Origin of the sequence: Pseudomonas sp. PDM18 (genome assembly GCF_014852585.1) — a bacterium.
GTDB lineage: Bacteria > Pseudomonadota > Gammaproteobacteria > Pseudomonadales > Pseudomonadaceae > Pseudomonas.
The window spans coordinates 165,260-179,761 of record NZ_JACVBX010000001.1; the positions used below are offsets into that span (position 1 = coordinate 165,260).

Here is a 14,502-nt window from a genome sequence, read left to right on the forward strand (position 1 = left end):
ACAATTTGTGTAACCGAGCCATTGTCTCCCCCGCTGCTTGCTTGCCGTCGGCCGGCGCGAAAAGGCGCGCCGAAACCTGTCCCCATGGACGGGCTGCGAGGATAGCGACTGGTTCCCGGTGGCATTTGCGGGTGCGTCACAGAAACTGGCGCCAAAGAGCCGGCAGTCAAACGGACTGGCGTTTTTGTGCGGCGGTTCACCTACACGCTGGGAACTTCTCGTGCGCCACAAAGCACGACGCCGGCTCAGGCCGGCGTCGTGGGATTCACACTCAGGAGCGAATCAACGCTCGAGCAGGATACGCAGCATGCGGCGCAGCGGTTCGGCGGCGCCCCACAGCAGCTGGTCGCCCACGGTGAAGGCGCCCAGGAACTGAGTGCCCATGTTGAGCTTGCGCAGACGGCCGACCGGAACGCTCAGGGTGCCGGTGACGGCCGCCGGAGTCAGTTCGCGCATGCTGATCTCGCGCTGGTTGGGGATCAGCTTGACCCAGGGATTGTGCTGGCTGATCAGGCCTTCGATGTCCGCGATGGGTACATCCTTGTTCAGCTTGATGGTCAGCGCCTGGCTGTGGCAGCGCATGGCGCCAATGCGCACGCAGATGCCATCCACCGGGATCGGGTTCTTGAAGCGGCCGAGGATCTTGTTGGTCTCTGCCTGGCCTTTCCACTCTTCGCGGCTCTGGCCGTTGGGCAGTTCCTTGTCGATCCACGGGATCAGGCTGCCGGCCAGCGGCGCACCGAAGTTCTCGGTGGGCATGGCGTCGCTGCGGATGGCTTCGGCGACCTTGCGGTCGATGTCGAGGATGGCGCTGGACGGGTTGGCCAGGTCATCGGCGACGGAAGCGTTGATGGCGCCCATCTGCTTGATCAGCTCGCGCATGTTCTGCGCACCGGCGCCCGAGGCCGCCTGATAGGTCATCGCGCTCATCCACTCGACCAGGCCGGCTTCGAACAGGCCGCCCAGGGCCATCAGCATCAGGCTGACGGTGCAGTTGCCGCCGATGTAGTTCTTGGTGCCGGCGTCCAGCGAGTTGTCGATGACCTTGCGGTTCACCGGGTCGAGGACGATCACCGCGTCATCCTGCATGCGCAGGCTGGAGGCGGCATCGATCCAGTAGCCCTGCCAGCCGGCTTCGCGCAGCTTGGGGAAGACTTCGCTGGTGTAGTCGCCGCCCTGGCAGGTCAGGATGACGTCGAGGGTTTTCAGTTCCTCGATGCTGTAGGCGTCTTTGAGGGGGGCAATGTCCTTGCCAATGGACGGACCTTCGCCACCCACGTTGGAAGTGGTGAAGAACACCGGCTCGATCAGGTCGAAGTCCCGCTCTTCCAGCATCCGCTGCATGAGCACCGAACCCACCATGCCACGCCAACCGATCAGACCTACACGCTTCATCGCTACTACACCTTCATATATTTAGAGGGCCGTCGCTCCCGCATTCCTGACAAGAGCGCGGGAACGAGCGAGCCGAACAGATTACAGATTCCGCAGAGCCGCGACTACCGCATCGCCCATTTCGCGGGTACCGACCTTGGTGCAGCCTTCGGACCAGATGTCACCGGTACGCAGACCCTGGTCGAGCACCAGGCTCACGGCCTTCTCGATGGCGTCGGCAGCGGCACCTTCGTTGAAGGTGTAACGCAGCATCATCGAGACCGAGAGGATGGTCGCCAGCGGGTTGGCGATGCCCTTGCCGGCGATGTCCGGCGCGGAACCGTGGCAGGGCTCGTACATGCCCTTGTTGTTCGAATCCAGCGAGGCGGAAGGCAGCATGCCGATGGAGCCGGTGAGCATGGAAGCCTCATCCGACAGGATGTCGCCGAACATGTTGTCGGTCACCATCACGTCGAACTGCTTGGGCGCGCGGACCAGTTGCATGGCAGCGTTGTCGACGTACATGTGCGACAGCTCGATGTCCGGGTAGTCCTTGGCGACTTCCTCGACCACTTCGCGCCACAGCTGGCTGGAAGCCAGGACGTTGGCCTTGTCCACCGAGCAGAGCTTCTTGTTGCGCACGCGGGCCATGTCGAAGCCGACACGGGCGATGCGGCGGATTTCGCTCTCGCTGTACGGGAGGGTGTCGTACGCCTGGCGCTCGCCGTTCTCCAGCACGCGCTGCTCGCGCGGTTGGCCGAAGTAGATGCCACCGGTCAGCTCGCGGACGATGAGGATGTCCAGGCCGGCGACCACTTCGGGCTTCAGGCTGGAGGCATCGGCCAGTTGCGGGTAGAGGATGGCCGGGCGCAGGTTGCCGAACAGGCCCAGCTGCGAGCGGATCTTCAGCAGGCCACGCTCGGGACGGATGTCACGTTCGATCTTGTCCCACTTCGGGCCACCCACGGCGCCCAGCAGCACGGCGTCGGAAGCGCGCGCGCGCTCCAGGGTCTCGTCGGCCAGCGGTACACCGTGCTTGTCGATGGCGGCGCCGCCGATCACGTCCTCGGTCAGCTCGAAGCCCAGGGAGAACTTGTCGTTGGCCAGCTCCAGCACCTTGACCGCTTCGGCCATGATTTCCGGGCCGATACCGTCGCCGGGGAGAACCAGAATCTGTTTGCTCATCTTTCTGCTCACTTTTTGAAAGTCGCTTGGCAAATAAAGCCGCTTGGCAAATAACGTAACGCCCCGGATGGCTCGCGCCATCCGGGGGCGGTCAGAACCTTGAATTCAGCGCTCCGCCCAGAGCACCAGCACATCAGTGCTGAAAGAACCCTCGGCGTCGATCTCGAAATACTCGCGCACCTCGTCGCCCATCGAAAGCTGCAGGGCACGAATGGCCTGGCGCATCACCTCAGGGGTGCGCATGCGCTCGACCCAGGAAGTGAACTCCAGGCGCAGACGCTGGCGCTTGGCGGCAGTCACCGCGAGGCCCGCTTCGCCGACCAGACGTGCCCACTCCGACGGGGAATAGTCACGCACATGGCTGGTGTCGCGCAGGACCTCGACAGTCTGCAGATAGGTGTCCAGCAGAGGCAAGCCCGGTGCCGCGACATCGATGAAGCAGACCACGCCGCCCGGTTTGAGCACCCGGCGCACTTCGCGCAGCGCCTGGCCGACATCCCGCCAGTGGTGCGCGGAATAGCGGCTGAAGACGAAATCGAACTCGCCGTCCTCGAACGGCAGCTGCTCGGCGGCGCCACAGCGCGTGGCGATGTTGCCCAGCCCACGCTCGGCGGCGGCCGAGGCCACCACATCGAGCATCTGCTGGGACAGGTCGTAAGCCACCACTTCGCCAGCCAGCGGCGCTACGTTGAAGCTCACATGCCCTGCCCCGCTACCCAGGTCGAGCACGCGCGCACCGGTAGTCGTCGACAGTCGCTCGCGCAGCTGGGCGAACTCTTCGCCCTGGGCGTGTACGGCGCTGGTCAGGTAAGCGTTGGCCTGGGCGCCGAACTGGCGCTGGACCACTTGCTCGTGACGACTCTCGGTCATGGTGCTCTCCTTGAAGAGTGGTGCGACGCCGCTCAGGCGTCGCGGAACAACCAGGGCTGGTTCTGCTTGTAGCCGGTCTCGAAACTGCGGATGGCCTCGGCGTCCTGCAGGGTCAGGCCGATGTCGTCCAGGCCGTTGAGCAGGCAGTGCTTGCGGAACGCATCCACTTCGAAGCTGTACTGCTTGCCGTCCGGACGGGTCACGGTCTGCGCGGCGAGGTCAACGGTCAGCTGGTAACCCTCGGTGGCTTCGCACTGCTCGAACAGCTCGTCGACTTCCTCATCCTTCAGGATGATCGGCAGCAGGCCGTTCTTGAAGCTGTTGTTGAAGAAGATGTCGGCGAAGCTCGGTGCGATCACGGTGCGGAAGCCGTACTCGTCCAGCGCCCACGGCGCGTGCTCGCGGGAGGAGCCGCAACCGAAGTTTTCCCGGGCCAGCAGCACGCTGGCGCCCTGAAAACGCGGGAAGTTGAGGACGAAGTCCTTGTTCACCGGACGCTTGGAGTTGTCCTGGTTGGGCTGCCCCACATCGAGGTAGCGCCACTCATCGAACAGGTTCGGGCCGAAGCCAGTGCGCTTGATCGACTTGAGGAACTGCTTGGGGATGATCTGGTCGGTGTCGACGTTGGCGCGATCGAGCGGCGCAACGAGACCGGTGTGCTGGGTAAAGGCTTTCATGTTCGGTCTCCTCAGGCCTGCATCAATTCACGTACGTCGATGAAACGGCCGGTCACGGCAGCCGCGGCGGCCATCGCCGGGCTCACCAGGTGGGTACGACCACCTGCGCCCTGGCGGCCTTCGAAGTTGCGGTTGGAGGTGGAAGCGCAATGCTCGCCGCTCTCCAGGCGGTCCGGGTTCATCGCCAGGCACATGGAGCAGCCTGGTTCACGCCATTCGAAGCCGGCTTCGATGAAGATCTTGTCCAGGCCTTCCTGCTCGGCCTGGGCTTTCACCAGGCCCGAACCCGGCACGACCAGCGCCTGCTTCACCGTGGCAGCGACCTTGCGGCCCTTGGCCACGGCGGCGGCAGCGCGCAGGTCTTCGATGCGCGAGTTGGTGCAGGAGCCGATGAACACGCGATCCAGCTGGATATCGGTGATCGCCTGGTTGGCATTCAGGCCCATGTATTTCAGCGCGCGGACGATGGAATCGCGCTTGACCGCATCGGCTTCGGCCGCCGGGTCCGGCACGTTCTGGTCCACTGCGAGGACCATCTCGGGCGAAGTACCCCAGCTGACCTGCGGCTTGATGTCCTCGGCACGCAGCTCGACGATGGTGTCGAAGTGCGCATCGGCGTCGGAAACCAGATCGCCCCAGGCTTCCACGGCCTTGTCCCAGTCACTGCCTTGCGGCGAGAACGGACGGCCCTTCACGTAGTCGACGGTCTTCTGGTCGCACGCCACCATGCCGACGCGAGCGCCCGCTTCAATGGACATGTTGCAGATGGTCATGCGGCCTTCCATGGACAGGTCGCGGATGGCGCTGCCGGCGAATTCCAGGGCATGGCCGTTGCCGCCGGCGGTGCCGATCTTGCCGATCACCGCGAGGACGATGTCCTTGGCGGTCACGCCGAAGGGCAGTTTGCCTTCCACGCGAACCTGCATGTTCTTCATCTTCTTGGCGACCAGGCACTGGGTGGCGAGCACGTGCTCCACCTCGGAGGTGCCGATGCCATGGGCCAGCGCACCAAAGGCGCCGTGGGTCGAGGTGTGCGAGTCGCCGCAGACCACGGTCATGCCCGGCAGGGTCGCGCCCTGCTCCGGGCCGACCACGTGAACGATGCCCTGACGGACGTCGTTCATCTTGAATTCGAGGATGCCGAAGTCATCGCAGTTCTCGTCCAGGGTCTGTACCTGGATGCGCGACACTTCGTCGGCGATGGCCGCGAGGCCGCCCTGGCGCTCGACCTGGGTGGTCGGCACGTTGTGGTCCGGGGTCGCGATGTTCGCGTCGATGCGCCACGGCTTGCGGCCGGCCAGGCGCAGACCTTCGAAGGCCTGCGGCGAGGTCACTTCGTGGAGGATGTGACGGTCGATGTAGATGAGCGACGAACCATCGTCACGGCGCTTCACCTCGTGCATTTCCCAGAGTTTGTCGTAGAGCGTCTTGCCGGCCATCAGAGAGTCCTCATCAGCGTCTTTCTATGCCCCTAGGGCTTGTGGGGATGATGCTATGGCTTGTCGTCAAATAACTCAAATTCATATTTTTTATCCAAAGGATTCCCACGAGGAATACGGTGCGCTATAAAAGTCGGGCGCCGCCGCCAGAGCGCAGGGAGTCGACATGGATCTGACCAGCCTCAACACTTTCCTCGCCATCGCTGAATCCGGCAGTTTCTCCGAAGCCGGCGAGCGCCTGCACCTGACGCAACCGGCCATCAGCAAGCGCATCGCCGCCCTGGAGAACCAGCTGGGCGTGCGTCTGTTCGACCGCGTCGGCCGCGAAGTGACCCTGACCGAATCCGGTCGCGCCCTGCTGCCACGCGCCTACCAGATCCTCAATGTGCTGGACGACACCCGTCGTGCCCTGACCAACCTCAACGGCGAGGTGAGCGGCCGGCTGGTCCTGGCCACCAGTCACCACATCGGCCTGCACCGCCTGCCGCCGCTGCTGCGCGCCTTCACCAAGGCCCACCCGCAGGTCGCGCTGGACATCCAGTTCTGTGACTCGGAAGTGGCCTACGAAGAGATTCTCCACGGCCGCGCCGAGCTGGCCGTGATCACCCTCGCCCCGGAAACCGCCGAACCCGTGCGCGCCGTGCCGGTGTGGGACGACCCGCTGGACTTCGTCGCCGCCCCCGAGCACCCGCTGTCGGTACAGGGCCCGGTGTTTCTCGCCGACGTGGCGCGGCACCCGGCGGTCTTCCCCGGCGGCAACACCTTCACCCACCACATCGTGCGGCGCATGTTCGAGGCCGAGGGCCTGACGCCGAACATCGGCATGAGCACTAACTACATGGAGACCATCAAGATGATGGTCTCCATCGGCCTGGCCTGGAGCGTGCTGCCACGCACCATGCTCGATGACAGCGTCGTCCGCCTGCCACTGCAGGACATCCAGCTCAGCCGCCAGCTGGGCTACATCCTGCATACCGAGCGCACGCTGTCCAATGCCGCACGAGCCTTCATGCGCCTGCTCGACGCCCAAGCGGCCGGGCTTGCGCCTGTCGCGGCCTAACCTCTATTGTTCTGACAGAACTAGAAGAAGGGGCCCGAATGCCCGTCCGCACACCCGTTCGCGTTAGCCGGCCCCACTTGGCCGGCGCTGCCAGACACAGGGGGAGCGCCGCATGAGCCGCGATCCGCACACGCCCCCGCACGCCTCCCACGGACAGGACAAGTTCGCCAAAGCCTTTCATACCGCGCCCGATGCCATGGTCATCACCGACCGGGACAGCGGAAAACTCCTCGAACTCAATGCCAGTTTCGTCGACCACTTCGGCTGGAGCCGCGAAGAAGCCCTCGGCCGCACCTCCCTGCAACTCGGCCTCTGGCGCAGCCTGGACGAACGCCAGCGGATGCTCGACAAGATCACCGCCGAGCGCCAGGTCGACGGCTTCGACGTCACCCTTATCACCCGTACCGGCGAAGTCCGCAGCGCCCGCGTCTACGGCTGCCAGATCGAACAGGACGGTCGCCCCTGCCTGGTCCTGACCGTTCGTGACATCACCCGCATGCGCGCCCAGGAACGCGCCCTGCGCGACAGCCAGGAGCGCCTGGACCTGGCGCTGGACTCCGCGCAGCTGGGCATCTGGGACTGGCACATCCCCAGCGGCCTCCTCTACGGCTCGGCCCGCGCCGCCGTTCTGCACGAATTGCCTGACCGGGATTTCCACGGGCCCTTCGGCGAATTCTTCGCCTGCGTCGACAAGACCGACCGCCAACGCATGCGCCAGGTATACGCGCGGCTCGCTCGCGGGCCGGAGAACGACTACCAGTTCACCTACCGCGCCCAGCTCGACTCCGGCGAAGTGCGCTACCTGGAAAGCCGCGCGCGGCTGTACCGCGATGCCGATGGCAAACCGCTGCGCATGGCCGGCACCCTGCTCGACATCACCGACCGCGTCCTGCGCGAACGCAGCCTGCAAGCCTCGGAAGAGAAGTTCGCCAGCCTGTTCCAGGGTAGCCCGGACCCGATCTGCGTATCGCGGGTGCGCGACGGCGAGTTCGTCGAAGTAAACCCGAGCTTCTGCAGCACCTTCGGCTGGCTCGCCGAGGAGATCATCGGTCGCTCGTCCCACCAGGTGACTTTCTGGGCCGACCACCACCAGCGCTCGCGGCTGTTCGAGCAACTCATGCGCGACCACTCGCTGCAGAACGTCGAGGTGCAGTTCCTCACCCGTGAAGGCCAGACCATCACCTGCATGGTGGCCAGCCGGCTGATCTGGGTCGACCGCCAGCTGTGCATCCTTTCCAGCTTCCGCGACGTCACCCGCCGGCTGCAGGCCGAAGCCGCGCTCAAGGCCAGCCAGGAGAAGTTCGCCAAGGCGTTCCACTCCAGCCCCGACGCCATCACCATCACCGAACGCGAGACCGGCCGTTATATAGAGGTCAACGAAGGTTTCTTCCGCCTCACCGGCTACCCTCCGGACGAGGTCCTGGGACAGACCTCGCTGGGCATGAATATCTGGGCAGACCCGGACGAGCGCCTGAACATGATCGCCGCGCTGAACCGCGACGGCTTCGTCCACCACCTGGAAATGCGCGGCCGCCACCGCGACGGCACGATCAAGACGGTGGACGTGTCGGTGGAGCCGATCGAACTGGGAGGCGTGGACTGCCTGCTGCTCACTGCCCGCGACACCAGCGAGCTGCGCGAGGCCGAGGCGCGCATCCAGCACCTGGCCTACCACGACGCCCTGACCGACCTGCCCAACCGCGCGCTGCTGATGGACCGCCTGAAACAGCAGATTTCCCTACTGCAGCGCCATAGCCTGCGCGGCGCGCTGATGTTCCTGGATCTGGACCATTTCAAGCACATCAACGATTCCCTCGGGCACTCGGTCGGCGACTCCATCCTGCAGATGGTCACCGCGCGCCTGGAGGCCAGCGTGCGCCAGGAAGACACCGTAGCGCGCCTGGGCGGCGACGAGTTCGTGGTGCTGCTGACGGGCATCGAGGGTAGCCGTCTGGAAACCGCCCAGCAGGTGCGTCAGCTGGCGGAAAAACTCCGTGACCTGCTGGCCGAGCCGATGCTGCTGGACGGCCACCGCTTGCAGATCACGCCGAGCATCGGCATCGCGCTGATCCCCGATGACGGCGCGACCCCGGACGACCTGCTCAAGCGCGCTGACATCGCCATGTACCGCGCCAAGGACGCCGGCCGCAATACCGTGCAGCTGTTCCACGAGTCCATGCAGCAGGCAGCCATCGAGCGCCTGCGCCTGGAGAACGGCCTGCGCATGGCGCTGGCCCGCCGTGAATTCAACCTGCACTACCAGCCGCAGGTGGACGCCCGCGATTCGCGCATCGTCGGCGCCGAGGCACTGCTGCGCTGGCGCCACCCGACTCGCGGGCCGCAATCGCCGGCCAGCTTCATCCGTGTACTGGAGGACAGCGGGCTGATCGTCGAGGTCGGCCAGTGGGTACTAGAGGAAGCCTGCCGCACCGGCGCGCGACTGCTCTCCGAGGGCCACATCAATGTCGAGAACTTCAGTCTCAGCGTGAACATCAGCCCCCGGCAGTTCCGCCAGAGCGACTTCGTCGAGCGCCTGCTTACCCTGCTGCACAAGACCAAACTGCCGCCCAGCCTGCTGAAACTCGAGATCACCGAGGGCATCGTGATCCAGCAACTGGACGACACCATTGCACGCATGGAGCGCCTGCGTGAAGCCGGCGTGCAGTTCGCCATGGACGACTTCGGCACCGGCTATTCCTCGCTGACCTACCTCAAGCGCCTGCCGGTGGATAGTCTGAAGATCGACCAGAGCTTCGTGCGCGACGCACCCAGCAACAGCAACGACGCGGAAATCGTCCGCGCCATCATTGCCATGGGGCATAGCCTCGGGCTGGAACTGGTGGCCGAAGGGGTGGAAACCCCGGAACAGTTGGCGCTGCTGACCGACCAGGGTTGTCACCTGTACCAGGGCTACCTGTTCGGCCGCCCGGTGCCGCTGGAGGATTTCATCGCCCTGCTGCCCGGCAACGATACCCGGCAGGCGACCTGAGGCCTGCTATTGCGCGGGCCGCAACTCCGACATCACCACCATCACCTGCGCCTCGTCGGCTTCGCCGTCGTTCAGATAGAGGTGGCCGACGCTGCTGTCGAAATAGGCTGTCTCGCGAGGCCCTATGCTGACCGACTCGCCCGTCTCGAACTGGATGCACACCCGGCCGGTCACCACCATGGCGAACTCCTGGCCCGGGTGTCGGACGTAATCATCGAACTCGCCAATCTCGCGGGCGAAGATGCGCGCGTAGAGCGGCGTCATGCTGCGTTGCGGGAAATCGCCGGCGATGGGGTAGTACTCGTAGCCGCCGGTGTCGTAGCCCGCCGCGTCGTCGATTCCGGTCTTGACGAAAGTCTTCAGCCCTATCAGCCCGCCGACGGACGGCAATGGGCGGAACAGCTGGGCAATATCCACCTGCAGAGCCCGGGCGGCTGCGGCCAGTTTGTCGTAGCTCACCGCCACCTGCGCCAGCTCCATCTTCGACAGGGTGGAGACCGCCACGCCAGACAAGTCGGAGAGCTGTTTCAGGGTCAGTTTCTGCTGTTTGCGAACCGCCCGCAGGCGCGCACCGACTTCGTCTCGATCCAGTTGCTGGGGCTTGGGTAGTGCCTGGGCGGTTTCGCTCATGGGATATCTCGTGAGGGGGCCGACGAAAGTTTACCGGGCCTTGCCTTTGGCGCAAAAATTCTCATATCTTAGATTTCTCACATAAGAGAAAACCTGCAGAAGGCCCATGCAGTGAGCCATTTCGATTTCGTCATCATCGGTGCCGGCATTGCCGGCGCCTCCCTCGCCTACCGCCTGAGCGAGACGCACAAAGTGCTGGTGCTGGAGCGCGAAGAGCAGCCCGGCTATCACTCCACCGGGCGCTCCGCCGCCATGTTCATGGCGGCCTACGGCACGCCGCAGATCCAGGCGCTGACCCGCGCCAGCCGGGCCTTCTACGAGAACCCGCCGGCCGGTTTCAGCGAGCACCCGATCCTCACTCCGCGCGGCTGCCTGTACGTGGGCGGCCCAGAGCACGTCGAGCTGCTCAAGCAGGCCGAAAGCACGCCCGGCGTCGAGCGCATCAGCACCGAACAGGCGCTGGAACTCCTCCCTGTCCTGCGCGCCGACGCCATTATCGGCGCGCTCTACGAGCCGGACGCCCGCGACCTCGACGTACACGCCCTGCATCAGGGTTACCTGCGCGCGCTGCGCCAGCGCGGCGGCGAGCTGCGGAACAACCGTGAGCTGCTGTCGGCGGAATACGCTGAAGAAGTGTGGACGCTCGAACTCAGCCAGGGCGAAACCGTCCAGGCCGCACAACTGGTCAACGCCGCTGGCGCCTGGGCCGATCACGTCGCCGAGCGCTGCGGCATCCGCCCGGTCGGCCTGCAGCCTTGCCGCCGCACCGCCTTCACCTTCCCAGCGCCCGAAGGCATGGACATCAGCCGCTGGCCGACGGTGATCGGCATCGACGAAAGCTTCTACTTCAAGCCGGACGCCGGCCAGTTGCTCGGTTCCCCCGCCAATGCCGACCCAGTGGAAGCGCAGGACGTGCAGCCTGAGGAACTCGATATCGCCCTTGGCGTGTACCACATCGAAGAGCACACCACCCTGGCGATCCGCCGGCCGAGCCATAGCTGGGCCGGGCTGCGCTCGTTCGTCGCCGATGGTGACCTGGTGATCGGCCAGGACGCGCAGAACCCGGCGTTCTTCTGGCTGGCCGCCCAGGGCGGCTACGGCATCCAGTCCGCCGATGGTGTGTCGCGCCTGGCCCAGTCACTGCTGCTCGGCCAGCCATTGCCCGAATCCCTGCGCCAGGAAGGCGTCGATCCCCAGCGCCTGAGCCCGGCGCGCCTGCGTTGAATTCTCCGGAGAGAAATCCATGAGCGATATCCAGCGTTACCCCAGCACCCTGCCCTTCCCCTTCTCCCGCGCCGTGAAGGCCGGCGGCTTCCTGTTCCTGTCCGGACAGATTCCGATGACCGCCGATGGCCAGGTCGTGAAGGGCGACATCCAGACCCAGACCGAAGCGGTGATGACCCGCATCGCCGAGAGCCTGGAAGCCTGCGGTGCCAACTACTCCCAGGTGGTGAAGGCCACGGTGTGGCTGTCCGACATGGCGCACTTCGCCGGCTTCAACGAGGTGTACAAGCGCTACTTCGACCAGGGCCTGCCGGTGCGCTCCTGCGTCGCTTCGGCGCTGGCGCTGGGCGTGGACGTCGAGGTGGAAGTCCAGGCCTACGTCGGCCAGGCGTGACCCTTTTCGACCCCGCCGCGGGCGGGCCGCTCTCATAACAACAACAGAGTCTCGATCATGAAAACCAGTCTCAAGCTCGGCGGTGCCTACATCGGCCTGGTGGTGGGCGTCGGCTTCGCCTCGGGCCAGGAAATCCTCCAGTTCTTCGGCGGCTTCGGCCTCATGGGCCTGGCCGGCGCGCTGGTGGCGCTGGCGCTGTTCGCCTTCCTGCTGATGAACCTCTACCAGATCGGCAGCCGTCTGCAGACCCAGTCGCACAAGGAAGCCATGGAGTACATCTGTGGCAAGCCGCTGGGCCGCGTCGTCGATCTGATGCTGACCTTCTTCCTGTTCGGCACCATGGTGGTGATGTTCGCCGGCGCCAACTCGTCCTTCGAGCAGCAACTGGGGATCGGCCATTCCATCGGCGGCATCGTCCTCGGCGTGCTGACCGTCATCACCGTGTGCCTGGGCCTGAAGCGGGTGATCACCCTGATGAGCCTGATCACCCCGGTGCTGATGATCATCGTGGCGATCATCGCCGTCTACGCGCTGACGCACATTCAAAAGCCGCTGGCGGAGCTGGAACAGATCGCCCTGGCAGTGCCGCACCCGGCGCCCAACTGGCTGCTCGGCGCGCTGCTCTATGTCTCGTACAACGTCGCCGCCACCGCGGCGGCCGTGGTGGTGATGGGCGGTAGCGTGGCCAACCTGCGCACCGCCGCGATGGGTGGGGTGTTCGGCGGCATCGGCGTGGGCGTACTGATCCTCGCCATGGCCCTGGTGATGCTGGTGCAGATCGATGTGATCGGCGGCAGCGCCATACCGACCCTGCTACTGAGCAACAACATCGCGCCCTGGTTCGGCGACGTGATGCTGGCGCTGCTGCTGGTGAAGTTGTACTGCACCACCAGCGGCTTCGCCTACACCCTGGCCGCGCGCTGTGCCGCCTACGGCGTGCCGTTCCGCGTGGCGACCGTGGTCGCGGTGGTGCTCGCCTTCATCGCCAGCCAGGTCGGCTTCGTCAAGCTGGTGAGCCTGGTCTATCCGGCCATGGGTTACCTGGGCTTCGCGTTGATGGCAGCCATCGTCTTCGCCTGGTGGCGCAATCGCTCGGCGCCACTGGGCCAGAACGCCTGATACATCGATGCAGAAAAACAAAACGCCCGCCTCTTTCGAGGCGGGCGTTCTTGTTTGCGGCTACGACCCGGCTAGCGCCGGGGCGCGGCTCAGCCTTCGATGGCCGGTTGCTGGCCGTTGATGGCGATCCGCTTGGGCTTGGCTTCTTCCGGAACGATGCGCACCAGCTCGACGCTGAGCAGGCCGTTCTTCAGCGATGCGCCCTGGACCTCGATGTGGTCGGCGAGGCGGAACGACAGCTTGAAGGCGCGCTGGGCGATGCCCTGGTGCAGGTAGGTGACGCTCTCGGAAGCCTTTTCGCGCTTGCCGCCGTTGACGGTCAGCACGCCGCGCTCCACTTGCAGTTCCAGGTCTTCTTCCTGCAGGCCGGCGGCGGCGATGACGATGCGGTAGCTGTCGTCACCGTGCTTCTCGACGTTGTAGGGCGGGTAGGAACTGCCGCTTTCACTGCGCAGGGCGGACTCGAACAGATCGTTGAAACGATCGAAGCCAACGGACTGGCGGAACAGCGGGGCGAGGGAAAGGACGTTGCTCATGGCGAATCTCCTGAATATTTCAGCAAGGTATGATCTGGAGCCTGAGGTCAGAACTCCGCTGCGGGACCCGTCTTCGGCCTCCCGCAGGGACATAGATAGGGACGGCCAAATCCGTTTCAAGCCCGTTTTCGAAAAAAGGATTTCATCGTGAAAAAGGTCATGCTGATCACCGGCGCCAGCCGCGGCATTGGCGCCGCTACCGCGCGGCTCGCCGCCGAGCGCGGCTTCGCCGTGGCGATCAACTATCACCGTAAGCGCGAGGCGGCCGAGGCGCTCGTCGCGCAGATCACTGCACTCGGTGGCAAGGCGCGTGCGTTTGCCGCCGACGTGACGAATGAAGGCGACGTCCTGCGGCTGTTCCGTGAAGTGGACGAAGCTTTCGGCCGCCTCGATGTGCTGGTGAACAACGCCGGCATCCTGGAGCGCCAGATGCGCCTGGAGGACATGGACGTGGCGCGTCTGCAACGGGTGTTCGCGGTGAACGTCACCGGCACCTTCCTCTGCTGCCGCGAAGCGGTAAAACGCATGGCGCACAAGCAGGGTGGCGAAGGCGGAAGCATCGTCAACGTCTCGTCCATGGCCTCGCGCCTGGGCTCGCCCAATGAGTACATCGACTACGCCGCCGCCAAGGGCGCAGTGGACAGCCTGACCATCGGCCTGGCCAAGGAAGTGGCAGCCGAAGGCATCCGCGTGAACGCCGTGCGACCTGGGCTGATCAGAACCGAGATCCACGCCAGCGGCGGCGAGCCGGGGCGCGTGCAGCGGCTGCGCTCGGCGATTCCTCTGGGTCGCGGCGGTGAGGCGGAAGAAGTGGCGCGGGCGATCCTGTTCCTCGCTTCGGACGATTCCAGCTACAGCACCGGCAGTTTCGTCGACGTCAGCGGTGGGCGCTGATCCGGCGTTGTCCCGGACCACGCTTTTGTAGGAGCGAGCTTGCTCGCGAACCGCCCCACCGACGGCGTATCGGGGGCAACTGCATTCGCGAGCAAGCTCGCTCCTACGAAG

General features: G+C 65.1%; 13 protein-coding genes. 6 read left to right on the top strand and 7 right to left on the bottom strand.

Features of this window, described 5'->3' with window-relative positions; translation table 11 throughout:
• Nucleotides 1–282: 282 nt before the first annotated feature.
• From asd to leuC, 5 genes are all read right to left on the bottom strand, one after another.
• Nucleotides 283–1,395 (bottom strand): aspartate-semialdehyde dehydrogenase, encoded by a 1,113-nt coding sequence (gene asd, locus IB274_RS00720; protein WP_138215011.1) that lies wholly within the window; start codon nucleotides 1,393–1,395, stop codon nucleotides 283–285.
• Nucleotides 1,396–1,476: 81 nt separating this feature from the next.
• Complete coding sequence (gene leuB / locus IB274_RS00725) at nucleotides 1,477–2,559, bottom strand: 3-isopropylmalate dehydrogenase (RefSeq protein ID WP_192430226.1); 1,083 nt, start codon at nucleotides 2,557–2,559, stop codon at nucleotides 1,477–1,479.
• A 105-nt stretch (nucleotides 2,560–2,664) separates the two neighbouring features.
• Nucleotides 2,665–3,429 carry a class I SAM-dependent methyltransferase gene (locus IB274_RS00730; RefSeq protein WP_192430227.1) on the bottom strand — a complete coding sequence of 255 codons (765 nt, stop codon included), beginning with the start codon at nucleotides 3,427–3,429 and terminating at the stop codon, nucleotides 2,665–2,667.
• Nucleotides 3,430–3,461: 32 nt separating this feature from the next.
• Nucleotides 3,462–4,106 (bottom strand): 3-isopropylmalate dehydratase small subunit, encoded by a 645-nt coding sequence (leuD, locus tag IB274_RS00735; RefSeq protein WP_192430228.1) that lies wholly within the window; start codon nucleotides 4,104–4,106, stop codon nucleotides 3,462–3,464.
• Nucleotides 4,107–4,117: 11 nt separating this feature from the next.
• The gene (gene leuC, locus IB274_RS00740; protein ID WP_192430229.1) at nucleotides 4,118–5,545 is read right to left on the bottom strand and encodes a 3-isopropylmalate dehydratase large subunit; all 1,428 of its coding nucleotides are present in this window, start codon (nucleotides 5,543–5,545) and stop codon (nucleotides 4,118–4,120) included.
• A 166-nt stretch (nucleotides 5,546–5,711) separates the two neighbouring features.
• Between leuC and IB274_RS00745 the strand changes: the two genes are divergently transcribed.
• On the top strand, nucleotides 5,712–6,605 hold the full coding sequence (locus tag IB274_RS00745) for a LysR family transcriptional regulator (protein WP_024766911.1): 894 nt from the start codon (nucleotides 5,712–5,714) through the stop codon (nucleotides 6,603–6,605).
• A 112-nt stretch (nucleotides 6,606–6,717) separates the two neighbouring features.
• The gene (locus IB274_RS00750) at nucleotides 6,718–9,594 is read left to right on the top strand and encodes a GGDEF domain-containing phosphodiesterase (protein ID WP_192430230.1); all 2,877 of its coding nucleotides are present in this window, start codon (nucleotides 6,718–6,720) and stop codon (nucleotides 9,592–9,594) included.
• A 6-nt stretch (nucleotides 9,595–9,600) separates the two neighbouring features.
• On the opposite strand, the gene IB274_RS00755 is transcribed toward IB274_RS00750, so the two are convergent.
• Complete coding sequence (locus IB274_RS00755; RefSeq protein WP_192430231.1) at nucleotides 9,601–10,224, bottom strand: helix-turn-helix domain-containing protein; 624 nt, start codon at nucleotides 10,222–10,224, stop codon at nucleotides 9,601–9,603.
• A gap of 111 nt (nucleotides 10,225–10,335) precedes the next feature.
• On the opposite strand from IB274_RS00755, the gene IB274_RS00760 reads away from it, so the two are divergent.
• Genes IB274_RS00760 through IB274_RS00770 form a run of 3 tightly spaced genes read left to right on the top strand, consistent with a single transcriptional unit; the run spans nucleotide 10,336 to nucleotide 12,961 of the window.
• Nucleotides 10,336–11,448: an NAD(P)/FAD-dependent oxidoreductase gene (locus IB274_RS00760; RefSeq protein ID WP_192430232.1), complete on the top strand. Its 1,113-nt coding sequence runs from the start codon at nucleotides 10,336–10,338 to the stop codon at nucleotides 11,446–11,448.
• A gap of 19 nt (nucleotides 11,449–11,467) precedes the next feature.
• On the top strand, nucleotides 11,468–11,842 hold the full coding sequence (locus IB274_RS00765) for a RidA family protein (RefSeq protein ID WP_192430233.1): 375 nt from the start codon (nucleotides 11,468–11,470) through the stop codon (nucleotides 11,840–11,842).
• Between the two features lie 57 nt (nucleotides 11,843–11,899).
• Nucleotides 11,900–12,961 (top strand): hypothetical protein, encoded by a 1,062-nt coding sequence (locus IB274_RS00770; protein WP_192430234.1) that lies wholly within the window; start codon nucleotides 11,900–11,902, stop codon nucleotides 12,959–12,961.
• 89 nt (nucleotides 12,962–13,050) lie between these two features.
• On the opposite strand, the gene IB274_RS00775 is transcribed toward IB274_RS00770, so the two are convergent.
• The gene (locus IB274_RS00775; protein WP_192430235.1) at nucleotides 13,051–13,497 is read right to left on the bottom strand and encodes an Hsp20 family protein; all 447 of its coding nucleotides are present in this window, start codon (nucleotides 13,495–13,497) and stop codon (nucleotides 13,051–13,053) included.
• 147 nt (nucleotides 13,498–13,644) lie between these two features.
• Here IB274_RS00775 and IB274_RS00780 point away from each other — a divergent pair, with 147 nt between their 5' ends.
• Nucleotides 13,645–14,391: an SDR family oxidoreductase gene (locus IB274_RS00780; protein WP_192430236.1), complete on the top strand. Its 747-nt coding sequence runs from the start codon at nucleotides 13,645–13,647 to the stop codon at nucleotides 14,389–14,391.
• Nucleotides 14,392–14,502: the final 111 nt, after the last annotated feature.

Bases quoted from the DNA above. Each gene is read 5' to 3' on its own strand.
- asd (WP_138215011.1), bottom strand. From the start codon at position 1,395: ATGAAGCGTGTAGGTCTGATCGGTTGGCGTGGCATGGTGGGTTCGGTG.
- leuB (WP_192430226.1), bottom strand. From the start codon at position 2,559: ATGAGCAAACAGATTCTGGTTCTCCCCGGCGACGGTATCGGCCCGGAA.
- IB274_RS00730 (WP_192430227.1), bottom strand. From the start codon at position 3,429: ATGACCGAGAGTCGTCACGAGCAAGTGGTCCAGCGCCAGTTCGGCGCC.
- leuD (WP_192430228.1), bottom strand. From the start codon at position 4,106: ATGAAAGCCTTTACCCAGCACACCGGTCTCGTTGCGCCGCTCGATCGC.
- leuC (WP_192430229.1), bottom strand. From the start codon at position 5,545: ATGGCCGGCAAGACGCTCTACGACAAACTCTGGGAAATGCACGAGGTG.
- IB274_RS00745 (WP_024766911.1), top strand. From the start codon at position 5,712: ATGGATCTGACCAGCCTCAACACTTTCCTCGCCATCGCTGAATCCGGC.
- IB274_RS00750 (WP_192430230.1), top strand. From the start codon at position 6,718: ATGAGCCGCGATCCGCACACGCCCCCGCACGCCTCCCACGGACAGGAC.
- IB274_RS00755 (WP_192430231.1), bottom strand. From the start codon at position 10,224: ATGAGCGAAACCGCCCAGGCACTACCCAAGCCCCAGCAACTGGATCGA.
- IB274_RS00765 (WP_192430233.1), top strand. From the start codon at position 11,468: ATGAGCGATATCCAGCGTTACCCCAGCACCCTGCCCTTCCCCTTCTCC.
- IB274_RS00770 (WP_192430234.1), top strand. From the start codon at position 11,900: ATGAAAACCAGTCTCAAGCTCGGCGGTGCCTACATCGGCCTGGTGGTG.
- IB274_RS00775 (WP_192430235.1), bottom strand. From the start codon at position 13,497: ATGAGCAACGTCCTTTCCCTCGCCCCGCTGTTCCGCCAGTCCGTTGGC.